Here is a 15,968-nt window from a genome sequence, read left to right as displayed (position 1 = left end):
TTGTTGGTAACAACGTCTGGCCGCGGGCCGACCTGCGGCTCTACGGTGCTGACATGCCGACGAACCTGCCCGATGTAGTGCTCTGGTCCATACCGGCCTTCGTCCTGCTCACCGTCCTGGAAATGGCGCTCCACCGCTTCCACCCCGACGAGGAGGCCGCCGGTTACGAGGCGAAGGACGCCGCCACCAGCATCACCATGGGGCTGGGCAGCCTGGCCTTCGACCTGCTGTGGAAGGTACCCATCGTCGCCATCTACTCGGCGGTGTACGAACTCACCCCGCTCCGCGTGCCCGTCCTGTGGTGGACCGTCCCGCTGATGCTGCTGGGGCAGGACTTCCTCTACTACTGGTCCCACCGGGGCCACCACGTCATCCGGATCCTCTGGGCCTGCCACGTGGTGCACCACTCCAGCCGGAAGTTCAACCTCTCCACCGCGCTGCGCCAGCCCTGGACCTCGCTGACCGTCTGGCCGTTCTACCTCCCGCTGATCGCCTGCGGTGTCCACCCGGCGGCGCTCGCCTTCTGCTCATCGGCCAACCTCGTCTACCAGTTCTGGGTGCACACCGAACGCGTCGACAAGCTGCCCAGGCCCTTCGAGTACGTGCTGAACACGCCCTCCCACCACCGGGTGCACCACGCCTCCCAGGGCGGCTACCTCGACCGGAACTTCGGCGGCATCCTGATCGTGTGGGACCGGTGGTTCGGCTCCTTCACGGCGGAGACGCAGCGGCCCGTGTTCGGGCTCACCAAGAACATCGACACGTTCAACCCGCTGCGGGTCGCCACCCACGAGTACGCCGCCATCGCCCGCGACGTACGCGCGGCGGGCAGCTGGGGCGAACGGGCCGGGCGGGTCTTCCGCGGGCCGGGCTGGCAGCCGGCCGGCACCGCCGCCACGCCTGCCGCCGCCTCCGCGACCGCCCCCGCGCGCGAGCGCACCGGATGAGCGCCGGCCCGCTGACGAGCCCCGGCCCGTTCCCGGACCGGCGGGAGCGTCTCGTACGCCCCCTGCTCATCGCCTTCCTCGCCGTCTGCGCCGCCGACCTCGTCGCGGTCCTCGCCGGCAGCGGTGTCGCGCACCTCGTCGCCAAGCCGCTGCTGATGCCGCTGCTGGCCGGGTACGCCGCCGCCCGGCGCGCGCCCCGGCTGCTGATCGCCGCGCTGCTCTGCGGCTGGGTCGGTGACGTGTTCCTGCTGGCCGACGCCGACCTCGCCTTCCTCCTCGGGATGGGCGGCTTCGCCGTAGGGCACCTCTGCTACCTGCGGCTCTTCGGACGGGCCCGCGGCGCCCTGCTGCCCGCGATCCTGTACGCGGCCGCCCTGGCCGTCTTCACCGCCCTGATCTGGGGCGGGCTGCCGGCCGGTCTGCGGTTCCCGCTGGCGGGCTACAGCCTGCTGCTCACCGCCATGGCCTACCGGTCCGGCGTCCTCGGCCGGTACGCGGCCGCCGGCGGCGCGCTCTTCCTGCTCTCCGACGCCCTGATCGCCACCGGCATCGCCGACCGGCCGCAGCTGCCCGCCCCCGGCTTCTGGGTCATGCTCACCTACGTGGCGGCCCAGCTCCTGCTGACCCTCGGAGCGCTCGCCCCGGGTGCGCGACGGCCCGGTACGGACCCTGGGGCGTACCGTGGACGGAGTATCAGCATCTGAGATCAGCAAGGACCCCCACGCATGCGCGCCACCGTCATCCACGCCCCCCACGACATCCGCGTGCAGGAGGTCCCGGACCCGGCGATCCAGCAGCCCACCGATGTGGTGCTCCGGGTCCTGCGGGCCTGCGTCTGCGGCAGCGACCTGTGGGCGTACCGCGGCGAGTCCGCCCGCAAGCCCGGCGAGGGGGTCCCCCCAGGCCGTTCAGGCTCTGGGGGAGCATCGGCCACGAGTTCCTCGGGATCGTCGAGGAGGCCGGCTCCGGGGTCAACGGCTTCGCCGTCGGCGACCTCGCCGTCGCCCCCTTCGTCTGGTCCGACGGCACCTGCGCCTACTGCGCCGAGGGCCTGACCACCTCCTGCCCGCAGGGCGGCTTCTGGGGCTCGGTCGGCTCCGACGGCGGGCAGGGCGAGGCCGTCCGCGTCCCGTTCGCCGACGGCACCCTGGTCAAGCTGCCGTCCGCCGCGGCCTCCGACGAGCGGCTGCTCACCGCGCTGCTGGCCCTCTCCGACGTCCTCGGCACCGGCCACCACGCGGCCGTCGGCGCCGGTGTGAGGCCCGGCACCACGGTCGCCGTCGTCGGTGACGGAGCCGTCGGCCTGTGCGGCGTCATGGCCGCCAAGCGGCTCGGCGCCGAGCGGATCATCGCGCTCGGCCGTCACACCGCGCGCACCGACATCGCCCGCACCTTCGGCGCCACCGACGTGGTCGCCGAGCGCGGCGACGCGGCCGTCGCCGCCGTACGGGAACTGCTCGGCGGCGAGGGCGCCCACGCGGTGATCGAGGCCGTCGGCACCGAGCAGTCGATGCGCACGGCCGTCGGCATCACCCGCGACGGCGGCTCGGTCGGCTACGTCGGCGTACCGCACGGCAGCGGTACCGGACTGGACCTCGGCGTCATGTTCGGCCGGAACATCGCCCTGCGCGGCGGGGTCGCCCCCGTACGCGCCTACATACCGGAGCTGCTCCCCGACGTCCTGTCCGGCACCATCGACCCGTCGCCCGTCTTCGACCTGGCCATCGGCCTCGACGAGGTCCCGGCCGGCTACAAGGCGATGGACGAGCGAACCGCGCTGAAGGTCCTCATCACACCGTGAGCCGGGCGGCCGGGCGCTCCCGGCCCGGCCGGTGCGGGGGCCGGCGAGATCACCGGCCCCCGCACCTGACCCGCTACCAGCGGACCGCGTTCAGGGCGTTCACCACACCGGCTCCGTAGAAGCCGTTGCGGTGCTTGCCGCCCTCGCAGACCGCGTCGACGGTGCCGTCACCGTCGATGTCGTACGGCGCGCCGCACGCGGTGGCGTCGGCCTCCGCCAGCAGCAGCGCCTTCACCGCGAGCGCCGACGCGTGCGGGTGCGTCGACTTGATCAGAGCGGCGACTCCCGCCACATGCGGGGAGGCCATCGACGTACCGGCCATGTAGCCGTACTGGCCGCCCGGCAGCGTGGACAGGATCAGACCGTTCGTCGCGGGCAGCTCGGGGGGCTGGTAGCCCGTCGAGTCGCCGCCCGGGGCGGCCACGTCGATGACGCCGTTCCCGTAGTTCGAGTACGAGGCCTTCAGCCCCTTCGCGCCCGTCGCCGAGACCGTCACGACACCCGGCAGCATCGTCGGGATGTCGAAGCACTTCTTCGGGTCGATCGTCCGGGTGACCGTGCTGCCGTCGTTCGGGCTCGTCGAGTCCTCGATCGTGTCGGCCGCCAGGTCCTCGGCCGAGTTGCCCGAAGCGGCGACATTGACCGTGCCCTTGCGCTCCGCGTACCGGGTGGCACGGGCGACCGCCTCGACCAGTGCGCCCTGGTCCGGGTCGTCCTTGCAGTTGAACAGCCACGGGTCGGTGTAATAGCTGTTGTTGGTGACATCGACGCCGTGGTCGGCCGCCCACATGAAGCCGCAGACTATGGACTCGGTGTAGAAGAACCCGTCCGGGTTCGCCACCTTGATACCGGCGACCTTCACACCCGGTGCGACACCCGTCACCCCGATGCCGTTCTTCGCGGCGGCTATCGTGCCCGCGACATGGGTGCCGTGCGGGCTCTCACCGGCCTTCGGACGCCAGGAGCCGGCCGTGGTGTCCGGTGCGCCGGTCACACAGTTCGCCGAGGCGCCCCGGTCGAAGTTCGGTGCGAGGTCCGGGTGGGTGTCGTCGACACCCGTGTCGATGACCGCGACCGTGACCTTCCGGCTGCCCAGCGACTTCTGGTGCGCCTTGTCCGCCTTGATGGCGGGCAGGGCCCACTGGAGCGGCTCCATCGGGTCCTGGTCCGCCGTCGCCCGCGCCGCGGCGCCCCGCTCCTCCTGCGCGGTGAGCGGCTGCTCGACCCCGATGTCCTTGGTGGCCTGCGGAACGATCGGGTTGGTACGGGTGGCGCCCGCCGAATCCACGCCCCTGACCCTGCGTATGGACTGCGCGAAGTCCGGGTTCTGCGAGTGGACGACGAGGACACCTATCCGGTCGTAGGTGGTCACCACCGTGCCGCCGGCCCGCTCCACCGCCTTGCGCACCTGCTTGACGGTGCCGAGACCGCCTCGCGTATTCACCACGTACGACAGCTTCGGTCCGTCGGCCGGCACCGCCGCCGCGGGCCTGCCGTCCACCGGCGAGGCGGTCGCGGCACTCGTCGGCAGGAAGCCGAGCGAGACAGTGAGGGCCAATCCGACGGGCAGCGCCAGTGCGCGCGTCCGTCTGGATCCCAGATGAGCCATGGGGTCTCCACTTCATCCGTGTCAGTGGACCGGACACGGGCGTGTCCAGTCGCGTACATGACGAGTGAAGCTATCGCTGATCATCCCGGCTCATCAATGAGTTCACGAGAACCCGTCTTCGCGGCGGCGTCCGAAAGGGTGACCCGGAGAAGGGGGGAAGAGTGGTGAACCGCTTCGCCGCGCGCCGCGTGCCGTTGTCAGGGGAGGCGCACCATCACCCCCCGATACCGAGGTTCGCAATGAAATCCACCGTCCCCACCACTACCGCACCCGCGTCGCGAGGAGATTCCGTGGCTACCGCTGCACCGCCGCCCGAGGGCAGTACGGACAAAGGGCCGGCCCAGCCCACGACCGAGGCCTTCATCGCGGAGCAGGAGAGCGCGGAATTCGGCGAACTGCGCCGCTCGCACCGCTCGTTCGCCTTCCCGCTGACGATCGCTTTCGTCCTCTGGTACCTGCTGTACGTGCTGCTGTCCAACTACGCCGGCGGCTTCATGGGCACCAAGGTGTACAGCAACTTCAACGTCGCCTTCGTCTTCGGTCTCGCCCAGTTCCTCACCACCTTCCTCATCGCCTGGTTCTACTCGCGGCACGCCAACGCGAAGCTGGACCCGAAGGCCGAGGCCATCAAGTCCCGTATGGAGGCCGACGCATGAGCGCCGCGTACCACGCCCACACCGCCGTGCTCGCCGCCTCCTCCACCACCGAGCACCGGCCGCTGATCATCACGCTCTTCGCGGTCTTCGTCGCGGCGACCCTCGGCATCACCGTCTGGGCCGGCCGGCAGACCAAGAGCGCCTCCGACTTCTACGCGGGCGGCCGCCAGTTCACCGCCTTCCAGAACGGACTCGCGGTCTCCGGCGACTACATGTCCGCCGCCTCGTTCCTCGGTATCGCCGGAGCCATCGCCCTCTTCGGATACGACGGCTTCCTCTACTCGATCGGCTTCCTCGTCGCCTGGCTGGTGGCCCTGCTGCTGGTGGCCGAACCGCTCCGCAACTCGGGCCGGTACACCATGGGCGACGTCCTCGCCTACCGGATGCGGCAGCGCCCCGTGCGCACCGCGGCGGGCGTCTCCACGATCATCGTCTCGATCTTCTACCTGCTGGCACAGATGGCCGGCGCGGGTGTGCTGGTCTCCCTGCTCCTCGGCATCACCAGCGACGCCGGAAAGATCCTCATCGTTGCGCTGGTCGGCGTACTGATGATCGTGTACGTCACCATCGGCGGGATGAAGGGCACCACCTGGGTGCAGATGGTCAAGGCCGTGCTGCTCATCGCGGGCGCCATCCTGATGACCTTCATGGTGCTGTGGAAGTTCAACTTCAACGTCTCCGACCTGCTGGGCACCGCCGCCGAGAAGAGCGGCCACGGCGCGTCGTTCCTGCAGCCCGGACTCAAGTACGGGGCCACCGGCACCTCGAAGCTGGACTTCCTCTCCCTCGGCATCGCCCTGGTGCTGGGCACCGCGGGCCTGCCGCACATCCTGATCCGCTTCTACACCGTGCCGACCGCCAAGGCCGCCCGTAAGTCCGTCAACTGGGCCATCGGCATCATCGGCGGCTTCTACCTGATGACGATCGCGCTCGGATTCGGCGCCGCGGCCCTCATCGGCCCGAAGGAGATCATCGCGAAGAACCCGGCAGGCAACGCGGCGGCCCCACAGCTCGCCGAGTACCTCGGCGGGGTCGGCACCACCGGCGGCGCCGTCATGCTCGCCGTCATCTCCGCCGTCGCCTTCGCCACCATCCTCGCCGTCGTCGCGGGCCTCACCCTCGCCTCCTCGTCGTCCTTCGCCCACGACATCTACGCCAATGTCATCCGCAAGGGGAAGGCCAGCGAGAAGGAGGAGATGCGGGCCGCCCGCTGGGCCACCGTCTTCATCGGCGCGGCCGCGATCCTGCTGGGCGCCTTCGCCCGCGACATGAACGTCGCCGGCCTGGTGGCGCTCGCCTTCGCCGTCGCCGCCTCGGCCAACCTGCCGACCCTCCTCTACAGCCTCTTCTGGAAGCGGTTCACCACCCAGGGCGCGCTGTGGTCGATCTACGGCGGTCTGGCCAGCTCGGTGATCCTGGTGCTGTTCTCGCCGGTCGTCTCCGGCAACGAGAAGACCTCGATGTTCAAGGGCGTCGACTTCGCCTGGTTCCCGCTGGAGAACCCCGGCCTGATCTCCATCCCGCTGGGCTTCCTGCTCGGCTGGATCGGCTCCCTCCTGTCGAAGGAGGAGCCGGACAAGGGCAAGTACGCCGAGCTGGAGGTCAAGTCCCTCACCGGCATCGGAGCCCACTGAGAGCAGGAGTTCACCCAGGAGTCCGTCTCTCGCACCGCTCCTTGCCCGCGGCCGCGTCGTAGAGTCCTACGACGCGGCCGCGTCGTACCTCGTGCCAAACGAGCCCCTGCGATGTCACACGTCTCGCGTAGTCTCGAAAGAGTCAGCGACCGCAACCGGGAAGTCAGCCGGAGGAGGGGGCCCACCATGCTCATCGACACCTACGACCGGGTCGCCACCGACCTGCGCGTATCACTCACCGACCGGTGCAATCTGCGCTGTACGTACTGCATGCCCGAGGAGGGCCTGCAGTGGCTGGCCAAGCCGGACCTGCTCAGTGACGACGAGATCGTCCGGCTCGTCCGCATCGCCGTCACACAGCTCGGCATCACCGAGGTCCGCTTCACCGGCGGAGAGCCGCTGCTGCGCCCCGGTCTCGTCTCCATCGTCGAACAGTGCGCGGCCCTGGAGCCCCGCCCGAAGATGTCGCTCACGACCAACGGCATCGGGCTGAAGCGGACCGCCGCCGCGCTCGCGGCCGCGGGTCTCGACCGGGTCAACGTCTCGCTGGACACCCTGCGCCCCGACGTGTTCAAGACCCTCACCCGCCGCGACCGGCACCACGACGTCCTGGCCGGCCTCGAAGCCGCCCGGGAAGCCGGGCTCACCCCGGTCAAGGTCAACACCGTCCTGATGCCGGGACTCAACGACGACGAGGCCCCCGACCTCCTCGCCTGGGCCGTGGACAACGCCTACGAGCTCCGCTTCATCGAGCAGATGCCGCTCGACGCACAGCACGGCTGGAAGCGCGACGGAATGATCACAGCGGGTGACATCCTCGACTCGCTGCGCACCCGGTTCGACCTCGCCCCGGAGGGCCAGGACGAGCGCGGCTCCGCCCCCGCCGAACGCTGGCTGGTCGACGGCGGACCCCACCGGGTCGGCGTCATCGCCTCCGTCACCCGGCCGTTCTGCCGGGCCTGCGACCGCACCCGGCTCACCGCCGACGGACAGGTGCGCACCTGCCTGTTCGCCCGCGAGGAGACCGACCTGCGCGGCGCACTGCGGTCGGAGGCGCCGGACAAGGAGATCGCCCGGATCTGGAGGCTCGCGATGTGGGGCAAGAAGGCCGGGTCCGGCCTGGACGACCCCTCCTTCCTCCAGCCCGACCGCCCGATGTCGGCGATCGGCGGGTAGCGCGGCCTAGCGGGGCGAGTCCGGTGACTCCCACTCCGCCAGCGTCACCACATCCTTGAGGAAGCCCCGCAGATCCAGGAACGAGGAGAGATGCTCCCGGTGCTCGTCACAGGCCAGCCAGGTCTTGCGGCGGTCCGGGGTGTGCAGCTTCGGGTTGTTCCAGGCAAGCACCCACACGGCGTCGGCACGGCAGCCCTTGGCGGAGCAGACGGGGGCTTCGGCAACGTTCTCGGCGGCGGATTCAGGGGAGTTCACGGACTCAACCCTAGAGCCTCTCGTGAGGCCGTCGGCCGGCCGCCGCGGCGGCCGGCCTGACGCATCCCCTGCCGGAGAAAGGGCGACGCCGAGCAGCCACGGGGGGAGCTGCCCGGCGTCGGTCCGTCGCTCCGACGGGGGATGCGGAGCGCTATCGAAGTATGTCACGCAGACCGGGGTGCGGTGCACTGGAACTTCACGATTGATCTGAGCTTTTCTTGAGCTTGAATCCGCCGCGAATTCGGTTGATATCGGGGCATACGGGTTCAGTCGTGCCCCTGCGGATCCAAGGCGCGGAAGCTACTGGCCCGCCTCCGGGCCCGGTTCGGCCGGGCCTGCCGCCGGTGCGGTGCCGAGCGCCGGCCGCGTCGGGGCCGGGACGAAGGTGGAGGGCAGCGCGGGGCTGTTCTCGCGGCCCGCGTTGGCGATGACGACGGCGACGTACGGGAGCAGAACGCCCAGCGCCAGCCCCACGATCGCCACATAGCGCTCCACGTTCCACAGGGCCGCCGCGGCGACGACCGAAAGCGTGCGCACGGACATCGAGATCACATAGCGCCGCTGCCTGCCGCGCACATCCTCCGCGAGACCCTGCCGGGCACCCGTGATCCGGAAGACCTCCGCATCGCTCTGCTTCCGCATCCCGTCTCCACCAATCTTCCCCGAGCCCGCGCGGGAGCTGGGGGAGACCCCGTTACCGCGCCGGACGCTCCCCGGACCGGACCGCTCCCACGGTACGCCCGGCATCCGGCGCGTTCGAGACCGGGGCGCGCCGTGAAACCGCTCCCGCCGCACGTTCGGACCCCTCCGGCATGCGGGGTGCGCGCCCGGCGTCGAGACTGATCGGACATCGCGACACCGCGTCGCACGAGGAGGCGGCATGAGCTGGTTGTGGGCAATCATCGTGGGCCTGGTCCTCGGCCTGATCGCGAAGGCGATCCTGCCGGGGAAGCAACAGATCCCGCTCTGGCTGACGGTCATTTTCGGCATGATCGGCAGCATCCTCGGCAATGCTGTCGCCACCTGGCTCGGTGTCAACGACACCAAGGGCATCGACTGGACGCGCCATGTGCTCCAGCTGATCGGTGCCGTGGTGGTGGTCGGCGTCGGCGACATGCTGTGGGCGTCGATCCGCGGCACCAAGCATCAGAAGACCTGAGGACCGCCGGGCACCGAACGGCAGCGGCCGGGCACGCGTCACGCGTGCCCGGCCGCTGTGCTGTTCTCGTGACGGCTCAGCCGGCCGTGACCTCGATGGCCGCGAGGTTCTTCTTGCCCCGGCGCAGCACCAGCCAGCGCCCGTGCAGCAGCTCCTCGCGGGCCGGTGCCACCTCACCGTCGGCGACCTTGACGTTGTTCACGTACGCGCCGCCCTCCTTGACGGTGCGGCGCGCGCCCGACTTGCTCGGCGCCAGACCGACCTCCACCAGCAGGTCCACCAGCGGACCCAGCTCGGTGACCCGGGCGTGCGGCACCTCGGAGAGCGCCGCGCCGAGCGTCGCCTCGTCCAGCGCACCCAGCTCACCCTGGCCGAACAGCGCCTTCGACGCGGCGATGACCGCGGCGCACTGGTCCGCGCCGTGCACCAGCGTCGTCAGCTCCTCGGCCAGCGCGCGCTGCGCGGAGCGCGCCTGCGGCCGCTCCTCGGTGACCTTCTCCAGCTCCTCCAGCTCGGCGGGGCTCAGGAAGCTGAGGATGCGCATGTAGCGGGAGATGTCCCGGTCGTCGACGTTCAGCCAGAACTGGTAGAACGCGTACGGCGTCGTCATCTCCGGGTCCAGCCAGACCGCGCCGCTCTCGGACTTGCCGAACTTGGTGCCGTCCGCCTTCGTCATCAGCGGGGTCGCCAGCGCGTGCACCTCGGCGCCCGGCTCCAGGCGGTGGATCAGGTCCAGGCCCGCGGTGAGGTTGCCCCACTGGTCGCTGCCGCCCTGCTGGAGGGTGCAGCCGTGACGCCGGTACAGCTCCAGGAAGTCCATGCTCTGGAGCAGCTGGTAGCTGAACTCGGTGTAGCTGATGCCCTCGTCGGACTCCAGCCGCCGGGCGATGGACTCCTTGGTGAGCATCTTGTTGACCCGGAAGTGCTTGCCGATGTCCCGCAGGAACTCGATCGCGGACATGCCCGCGGTCCAGTCCAGGTTGTTCACCATGACCGCGGCGTTCTCGCCCTCGAAGGACAGGAACGGTTCGATCTGGGAGCGCAGCCGCGTCACCCAGGCGGCGATCGTCTCCGGGTCGTTCAGCGTGCGCTCGGCGGTCGGGCGCGGGTCACCGATCTGACCGGTGGCCCCGCCCACCAGGGCGAGCGGCCGCAGACCGGCCTGCTGGAGCCGGCGCATGGTGAGCACCTGCACCAGATGGCCGACGTGCAGACTCGCCGCGGTGGGGTCGTAGCCGCAATAGAACGTGACGGGACCGTCCGCGAGAGCCTTGCGCAGTGCGTCCTCGTCAGTGGACTGGGCGAACAGCCCGCGCCACTTCAGCTCGTCGACGATGTCCGTCACGGTTCCGTGTCTCCTCAGCTACGTCTATGGATACGTGTATTGAATTGCAACAGGCAGTCTAGGCGGGTCACACCCCCGGGCTCACCGAGCTCATGTTGAAGTCCGGGACGCGCAGCGCGGGCATCGCGGCCCGGGTGAACCAGTCGCCCCACTCGCGCGGCAGCGTCTTCTCGGTGCGCCCCGCCTCGGTGGCCCGCGACAGCAGGTCCACCGGGGACTCGTTGAAGCGGAAGTTGTTCACCTCGCCGACGACCTCGCCGCCCTCCACGAGGTACACCCCGTCGCGGGTCAGCCCGGTCAGCAGCAGCGTCGCCGGATCGACCTCGCGGATGTACCACATGCAGGTCAGCAGCAGGCCGCGGCCGGTCGTGGCGGCCACCATCTCCTCCAGGGACCGCTCCCCGCCGCCCTCCAGCACCAGGTTGTCGATCGCCGGGGCGAGCGGCAGCCCCGTCAGGCCCGCCGTGTGCCGGGTGGTCGTCAGCTGCTCCAGCCGCCCGTCCCTGATCCAGTCGGTACGGGCCAGCGGCAGCCCGTTGTCGAAGACCGAACAGTCGTCCCCGGAGGAATGGGCGAGGACGAACGGCGCCGACTCCAGGCCCGGCGCGTGCGGGTCGCTGCACAGCGTCAGCGGCAGCGCGGACAGCGTCTCGCCGAGCCGGGTGCCGCCACCGGGCCTGGAGAACACCGTCCGGCCCTCCGCGGCGTCCCGGGCGGTCGAGGACCACAGCTGGTAGATCAGCAGATCGGCGACGGCGGTCGGCGGCAGCAGCGTCTCGTACCGTCCGGCCGGCAGCTCGATACGGCGCTCCGCCCAGCTCAGCCGCCGGGCCAGCTCGGCGTCCAGCTCGGCCGGGTCGACATCCTTGAAGTCGCGGGTCGCGCGCCCCGCCCAGGCCGAGCGCGACCGGTCGGGCGACTTGGCGTTCAGCTCCAGCGTCCCGTTCGGCTGGTCGTGGCGCAGCCGCAGCCCCGTCGACGTACCGAGGTAGGTCGAGGTCATCTCGTGGTTGGCGAAGCCGTACAGCTCACGGCCGCCGGACCGGGCCCGCGCGAAGGCGTCGCCGAGCGCGGGGGCGAACGCCGCGAACACATCGGAGTCCGTCTCCGCGGGCGCGTCCGTGAAGTCGGGCGAGGCAGGCACCCCGGTGACCAGCGACTGCGCGTCCTCCGCCGGACCGGCCCCGCGTGCGGCGGCCTCGGCGGCCCGCACCAGCGGCTCCAGGTCCGCCGCGGTGACGGCGGACCTGGACACCACGCCCGACGCGGTGCCCTCGGCCCCGTCGACCGTGGCGATGACGGTGAGCGTGCGGCCCCTGGTCACCCCGTTCGTGGTGAGCGCGTTGCCCGCCCAGCGCAGATTGGCCGACGACTCCTCGTCGGCGATGACCACACAGCCGTCGGCGGTGGACAGTTCGAGCGCGCGCTCGACGATCTCGTACGGCTTGCTGACGCGGCTCATCGTCCGGCCTCCTGCGTCGTGTTGAGACTGTGCTGTCCCGGGGGGCGACCCCCGGACCCCCGGCCGGTTCCGTGCGCGCGGCTCATCGTCCGGCCTCCTGCGTCGTGTTGAGACTGTGCTGTCCCGGGGGGGCGACCCCCGGACCCCCGGCCGGTTCCGTGCGCGCCGCTCATCGTCCGGCCTCCTGCGTCGTATTGAGACTGTGCTGTCCCGGGGGGCGACCCCCGGACCCCCGGCCGGTTCCGTGCGCGCCGCTCATCGTCCGGCCTCCTGCGTCGTATTGAGGATGTTCACGCCCCGGAAGAGGGCGGAGGGGCAGCCGTGCGAGACCGCCGCCACCTGGCCCGGCTGGGCCTTGCCGCAGTTGAAGGCGCCGCCCAGGACGTACGTCTGCGGACCGCCGACCTTCTCCATCGAGCCCCAGAAGTCCGTCGTCGTCGCCTGGTAGGCGACATCGCGCAACTGCCCGGCGAGCCTGCCGTTCTCGATCCGGAAGAACCGCTGCCCGGTGAACTGGAAGTTGTACCGCTGCATGTCGATGGACCAGGACCGGTCGCCGACCACGTAGATCCCGCGCTCCACCCCGCCGATCAGATCGTCGGTGGAGAGGCCGCCCGGATCAGGCGCCAGCGACACGTTCGCCATGCGCTGCACGGGGACATGGCCCGGCGAGTCCGCGTACGCGCACCCGTTGGACCGGCCCAGGTCCGTCAGCTTCGCGATCCGGCGGTCCAGCTGGTAGCCGACCAGCGTGCCGTCCTTCACCAGGTCCCACGACTGGGCCTCGACACCCTCGTCGTCGTAACCGATGGTCGCGAGCCCGTGCTCGGCCGTGCGGTCGCCCGTCACGTTCATCACCGGGGAGCCGTACGCCAGCTTCCCCAGCTTGTCGAAGGTCGCGAACGAGGTCCCGGCGTACGCCGCCTCGTACCCCAGCGCCCGGTCCAGCTCGGTGGCGTGGCCGATCGACTCGTGGATGGTCAGCCACAGATTGGACGGGTCGACCACCAGGTCGTACGTCCCCGCCTCGACACCCGGGGCGCGCATCTTCTCGGCCAGCAGCGCGGGGATGCTCTCCAGCTCCGCGTCCCAGTCCCAGCCGGTCCCCGTCAGGTACTCCCAGCCGCGCCCGACCGGCGGCGCGATCGTGCGCATCGAGTCGAACTCGCCGCTCGTCGCGTCCACCGCCACCGCGGTGAACTGCGGATGCAGCCGCACCCGCTGCTGGGTGGTGACCGTGCCCGCCGTGTCCGCGTAGAACTTGTTCTCGTGGACGGTCATCAGCGAGGCGTCCACATGCGCGACGCCCTCCGCCCGCAGGAGCCGGGCGCTCCACTCGGCGAGCAGCTCCGACTTCTCCTCGGCCGGCACGGCGAAGGGGTCGACGTCGTACGCCGACACCCAGCTCCGCTCCCCGTGCACCGGCTCGTCGGCCAGTTCCACACGCTCGTCGGAACCCGCGGCCGCGATCACCTTCGCCGACAGCTTCGCCATGGCGACGGCCTGCGAGGCCACCTTCGCCGCGGCGTCCATCGTCAGATCCACCCCGGAGGCGAACCCCCACGCCCCGCCGTGCACCACCCGCACCGCGTACCCGAGGTCGGTACTGTCCGACGCCCCGGCCGGCCGGGCGTCCCGCAGCCGCCAGGTGGCGCTGCGCACCCGCTCGAAGCGGAAGTCGGCGTGCACGGCCCCGAGCGCCCGCGCGCGGGCGAGCGCCGCGTCGGCCAGCGGCCGCAGCGGAAGCGCCAGGAACGACTGATCTACCTCATGGGGCACGAGCGGCCTCTCCTCTGCGTCACATACCCTCGGATCTTTCACGAGGCAGTGAAGCATGACGGAAGCGGCGGCACAGTCGAATTGCGGGCGGGGCGAGGCGCGGTCCGGCGGGGTCGCGGCCGGGACGGCACTGTAGGAACCCGACAGTGCCCGGGGGAAGGCGCTGTCAGAGGCCGATTCCCCGGGAAGCGGGCGGTACCGATAGGTTTTCGATGTACCAGACCGCCAAGGAAAGGGTGATCCGTTGAGCCGCTCGGTTCTCGTCACCGGAGGAAACCGGGGCATCGGCCTCGCCATCGCCCGCGCTTTCGCCGACAACGGCGACAAGGTCGCGATCACCTACCGTTCCGGCGAGCCGCCCGTGGCGCTCACCGAGGCCGGTGTTCTCGCGGTCCGTTGCGACATCACCGACGCCGAGCAGGTGGAGCAGGCCTACAAGGAGATCGAGGAGAAGCACGGCAATGTGGAGGTGCTGGTCGCCAACGCCGGTATCACCAAGGACCAGTTGCTGATGCGGATGTCCGAGGAGGACTTCACGTCCGTCCTCGACACCAACCTCACCGGCACCTTCCGGGTCGTCAAGCGTGCCAACCGCGGCATGCTGCGCGCCAAGAAGGGCCGGGTCGTCCTGATCTCCTCCGTCGTCGGCCTCCTCGGCTCGGCGGGGCAGGCGAACTACGCCGCGTCCAAGGCGGGTCTGGTCGGCTTCGCCCGGTCGCTGGCCCGTGAGCTGGGCTCGCGGAACATCACTTTCAACGTCGTCGCGCCCGGCTTCGTCGACACCGACATGACGCAGGCGCTCACCGAGGAGCAGCGCAAGGGCATCGTCGCCCAGGTGCCGCTCGCGCGTTACGCGCGACCCGAGGAGATCGCCGCCGCGGTGCGCTTCCTCGCCTCCGACGACGCGTCGTACATCACTGGAGCCGTCATCCCTGTTGACGGCGGATTGGGCATGGGTCACTGATCACCATGAGCGGAATTCTCGACGGCAAGCGCATCCTCATCACCGGGGTGCTGATGGAGTCGTCCATCGCGTTCCACGCTGCCAAGGTGGCCCAGGAGCAGGGCGCCGAAATCATTCTGACCGCCTTCCCGCGGCCCACGCTGACCGAGCGCATCGCCCGGAAGCTGCCCAAGCCGGCCAAGGTCATCGAGCTGGACGTGACCAACGCCGAGCACCTGGACCGGCTCGCCGGTCTGGTGCGCGACGAGCTCGGCACGCTCGACGGCATCGTCCACTCCATCGGCTTCGCGCCGCAGGACGCGCTCGGCGGCAACTTCCTCAACACCCCGTTCGAGTCGGTCGCCACGGCGATGCACGTCTCGGCGTTCTCGCTGAAGTCGCTCGCCATGGCGTGCAAGCCGCTGATGAGCGAGGGCGGTTCGATCGTCGGCCTCACCTTCGACGCGCAGTTCGCCTGGCCGCAGTACGACTGGATGGGCCCGGCCAAGGCCGCGCTGGAGGCGACCTCCCGCTACCTCGCCCGTGACCTGGGCAAGGACGGCATCCGCTGCAACCTGGTCTCGGCCGGGCCGCTCGCCTCCATGGCCGCCAAGTCCATTCCGGGCTTCGATGACCTCGCCGAGGTGTGGAACACCCGCGCGCCGCTGGCCTGGGACATGTCGGACCCGGAGCCGGCCGGCCGCGGCATCGTCGCGCTGCTCTCGGACTTCTTCCCGAGGACGACGGGCGAGATCATCCACGTCGACAGCGGCGTGCACATGATGGGCGCCTGACCCTCGCAGGACCGCGTTCCGAAACGGCCGCGCACCACTTCTCCGGAGGTGGTGCGCGGCCGTTCTCCTTGTCCCGCCCGGCCTCCCGGCGCTCAGGTCGAAAACCTGGTCGATGCACCGCAGAATGTGGAGGAACCGGACTCTGGTCAGGCTGAGGGGAGGAGATCGCTGTGCGCGGCACACGTCACCGAACCCGGTCCCTGCTGGCGGCCTCCGCGGTCGTCGCCGGACTGCTCGTCCCCGGCGCCCTGTACGCCGCGGGCGGGGGGGGGGGGGGGGGGGGGGGGGGGGGCGGCGCCCCCCCCCCCCCCCCCCCACTCCGCTCCCGCCCCGATCCCGCGGAACGCGGCCGAGCCCTACCGTCCGCTCCCCCGTGACGACCCGGCGCGCGGCACCTCGGCGTCCGGC

The 15,968-nt window shown here is 70.7% G+C and carries 14 protein-coding genes and 1 pseudogene; 9 read left to right on the top strand and 6 right to left on the bottom strand.

Annotated features, from left to right (window positions below; translation table 11 throughout):
• Nucleotides 1-53: 53 nt before the first annotated feature.
• The 3 genes and pseudogenes from ACZ6S6_RS00075 (at nucleotide 54) to ACZ6S6_RS00065 (ending at nucleotide 2,748) form a co-directional block, all read left to right on the top strand.
• Nucleotides 54-947 (top strand): sterol desaturase family protein, encoded by an 894-nt coding sequence (locus ACZ6S6_RS00075; protein ID WP_469702552.1) that lies wholly within the window; start codon nucleotides 54-56, stop codon nucleotides 945-947.
• Nucleotides 944-1,651, top strand: a complete 708-nt coding sequence (locus ACZ6S6_RS00070) for a lysoplasmalogenase (protein ID WP_362961636.1) — start codon at nucleotides 944-946, stop codon at nucleotides 1,649-1,651. The genes ACZ6S6_RS00075 and ACZ6S6_RS00070 overlap by 4 nt, the downstream gene beginning before the upstream one ends.
• 21 nt (nucleotides 1,652-1,672) lie before the next feature.
• Nucleotides 1,673-2,748: pseudogene (locus ACZ6S6_RS00065) on the top strand (zinc-dependent alcohol dehydrogenase family protein).
• Nucleotides 2,749-2,821: 73 nt separating this feature from the next.
• Here the strand turns inward: ACZ6S6_RS00065 and ACZ6S6_RS00060 are convergent.
• On the bottom strand, nucleotides 2,822-4,357 hold the full coding sequence (locus ACZ6S6_RS00060; protein WP_362961634.1) for a S8 family serine peptidase: 1,536 nt from the start codon (nucleotides 4,355-4,357) through the stop codon (nucleotides 2,822-2,824).
• Nucleotides 4,358-4,647: 290 nt separating this feature from the next.
• On the opposite strand from ACZ6S6_RS00060, the gene ACZ6S6_RS00055 reads away from it, so the two are divergent.
• The 3 genes from ACZ6S6_RS00055 (at nucleotide 4,648) to moaA (ending at nucleotide 7,823) form a co-directional block, all read left to right on the top strand.
• Nucleotides 4,648-5,013 carry a DUF485 domain-containing protein gene (locus ACZ6S6_RS00055; RefSeq protein ID WP_362961632.1) on the top strand — a complete coding sequence of 122 codons (366 nt, stop codon included), beginning with the start codon at nucleotides 4,648-4,650 and terminating at the stop codon, nucleotides 5,011-5,013.
• Nucleotides 5,010-6,647 carry a solute symporter family protein gene (locus ACZ6S6_RS00050; RefSeq protein ID WP_469702549.1) on the top strand — a complete coding sequence of 546 codons (1,638 nt, stop codon included), beginning with the start codon at nucleotides 5,010-5,012 and terminating at the stop codon, nucleotides 6,645-6,647. Before ACZ6S6_RS00055 ends, ACZ6S6_RS00050 begins: the two co-directional genes overlap by 4 nt.
• 186 nt (nucleotides 6,648-6,833) lie before the next feature.
• Nucleotides 6,834-7,823, top strand: a complete 990-nt coding sequence (gene moaA / locus ACZ6S6_RS00045) for a GTP 3',8-cyclase MoaA (RefSeq protein WP_469702547.1) — start codon at nucleotides 6,834-6,836, stop codon at nucleotides 7,821-7,823.
• Between the two features lie 6 nt (nucleotides 7,824-7,829).
• On the opposite strand, the gene ACZ6S6_RS00040 is transcribed toward moaA, so the two are convergent.
• Nucleotides 7,830-8,078, bottom strand: a complete 249-nt coding sequence (locus tag ACZ6S6_RS00040) for a hypothetical protein (protein WP_469702545.1) — start codon at nucleotides 8,076-8,078, stop codon at nucleotides 7,830-7,832.
• A 300-nt stretch (nucleotides 8,079-8,378) separates the two neighbouring features.
• Nucleotides 8,379-8,720: a DUF3099 domain-containing protein gene (locus tag ACZ6S6_RS00035; RefSeq protein ID WP_362961624.1), complete on the bottom strand. Its 342-nt coding sequence runs from the start codon at nucleotides 8,718-8,720 to the stop codon at nucleotides 8,379-8,381.
• A 238-nt stretch (nucleotides 8,721-8,958) separates the two neighbouring features.
• Here ACZ6S6_RS00035 and ACZ6S6_RS00030 point away from each other — a divergent pair, with 238 nt between their 5' ends.
• On the top strand, nucleotides 8,959-9,237 hold the full coding sequence (locus ACZ6S6_RS00030) for a GlsB/YeaQ/YmgE family stress response membrane protein (protein WP_362961622.1): 279 nt from the start codon (nucleotides 8,959-8,961) through the stop codon (nucleotides 9,235-9,237).
• Nucleotides 9,238-9,313: 76 nt separating this feature from the next.
• Here ACZ6S6_RS00030 and tyrS read toward each other — a convergent pair whose 3' ends face one another.
• From tyrS to ACZ6S6_RS00015, 3 genes are all read right to left on the bottom strand, one after another.
• Nucleotides 9,314-10,582, bottom strand: coding sequence for a tyrosine--tRNA ligase (gene tyrS, locus ACZ6S6_RS00025; RefSeq protein WP_469702542.1), 1,269 nt, complete (start codon nucleotides 10,580-10,582; stop codon nucleotides 9,314-9,316).
• Between the two features lie 67 nt (nucleotides 10,583-10,649).
• On the bottom strand, nucleotides 10,650-12,044 hold the full coding sequence (locus tag ACZ6S6_RS00020) for a metallopeptidase TldD-related protein (protein WP_469702540.1): 1,395 nt from the start codon (nucleotides 12,042-12,044) through the stop codon (nucleotides 10,650-10,652).
• 255 nt (nucleotides 12,045-12,299) lie between these two features.
• Nucleotides 12,300-13,823 (bottom strand): TldD/PmbA family protein, encoded by a 1,524-nt coding sequence (locus tag ACZ6S6_RS00015; protein ID WP_469702537.1) that lies wholly within the window; start codon nucleotides 13,821-13,823, stop codon nucleotides 12,300-12,302.
• Between the two features lie 244 nt (nucleotides 13,824-14,067).
• Between ACZ6S6_RS00015 and fabG the strand changes: the two genes are divergently transcribed.
• Nucleotides 14,068-14,787, top strand: coding sequence for a 3-oxoacyl-[acyl-carrier-protein] reductase (fabG, locus tag ACZ6S6_RS00010; RefSeq protein WP_362967274.1), 720 nt, complete (start codon nucleotides 14,068-14,070; stop codon nucleotides 14,785-14,787).
• Nucleotides 14,788-14,792: 5 nt separating this feature from the next.
• Complete coding sequence (gene fabI, locus ACZ6S6_RS00005) at nucleotides 14,793-15,560, top strand: enoyl-ACP reductase FabI (protein ID WP_362967272.1); 768 nt, start codon at nucleotides 14,793-14,795, stop codon at nucleotides 15,558-15,560.
• Nucleotides 15,561-15,968 lie beyond the last annotated feature (408 nt).

This window comes from Streptomyces sp. NPDC048671 (genome assembly GCF_055587045.1).
Note: the sequence above shows the minus strand (reverse complement) of the source record. Positions and strands in the feature narration are given on the sequence as shown.

What these genes read in the sequence shown, in the direction of transcription:
- ACZ6S6_RS00050 (WP_469702549.1), top strand. Translation starts at nt 5,010, where the DNA reads ATGAGCGCCGCGTACCACGCCCACACCGCCGTGCTCGCCGCCTCCTCC.
- ACZ6S6_RS00060 (WP_362961634.1), bottom strand. Translation starts at nt 4,357, where the DNA reads ATGGCTCATCTGGGATCCAGACGGACGCGCGCACTGGCGCTGCCCGTC.
- ACZ6S6_RS00075 (WP_469702552.1), top strand. Translation starts at nt 54, where the DNA reads ATGCCGACGAACCTGCCCGATGTAGTGCTCTGGTCCATACCGGCCTTC.
- ACZ6S6_RS00070 (WP_362961636.1), top strand. Translation starts at nt 944, where the DNA reads ATGAGCGCCGGCCCGCTGACGAGCCCCGGCCCGTTCCCGGACCGGCGG.
- ACZ6S6_RS00020 (WP_469702540.1), bottom strand. Translation starts at nt 12,044, where the DNA reads ATGAGCCGCGTCAGCAAGCCGTACGAGATCGTCGAGCGCGCGCTCGAA.
- ACZ6S6_RS00035 (WP_362961624.1), bottom strand. Translation starts at nt 8,720, where the DNA reads ATGCGGAAGCAGAGCGATGCGGAGGTCTTCCGGATCACGGGTGCCCGG.
- fabI (WP_362967272.1), top strand. Translation starts at nt 14,793, where the DNA reads ATGAGCGGAATTCTCGACGGCAAGCGCATCCTCATCACCGGGGTGCTG.
- moaA (WP_469702547.1), top strand. Translation starts at nt 6,834, where the DNA reads ATGCTCATCGACACCTACGACCGGGTCGCCACCGACCTGCGCGTATCA.
- ACZ6S6_RS00030 (WP_362961622.1), top strand. Translation starts at nt 8,959, where the DNA reads ATGAGCTGGTTGTGGGCAATCATCGTGGGCCTGGTCCTCGGCCTGATC.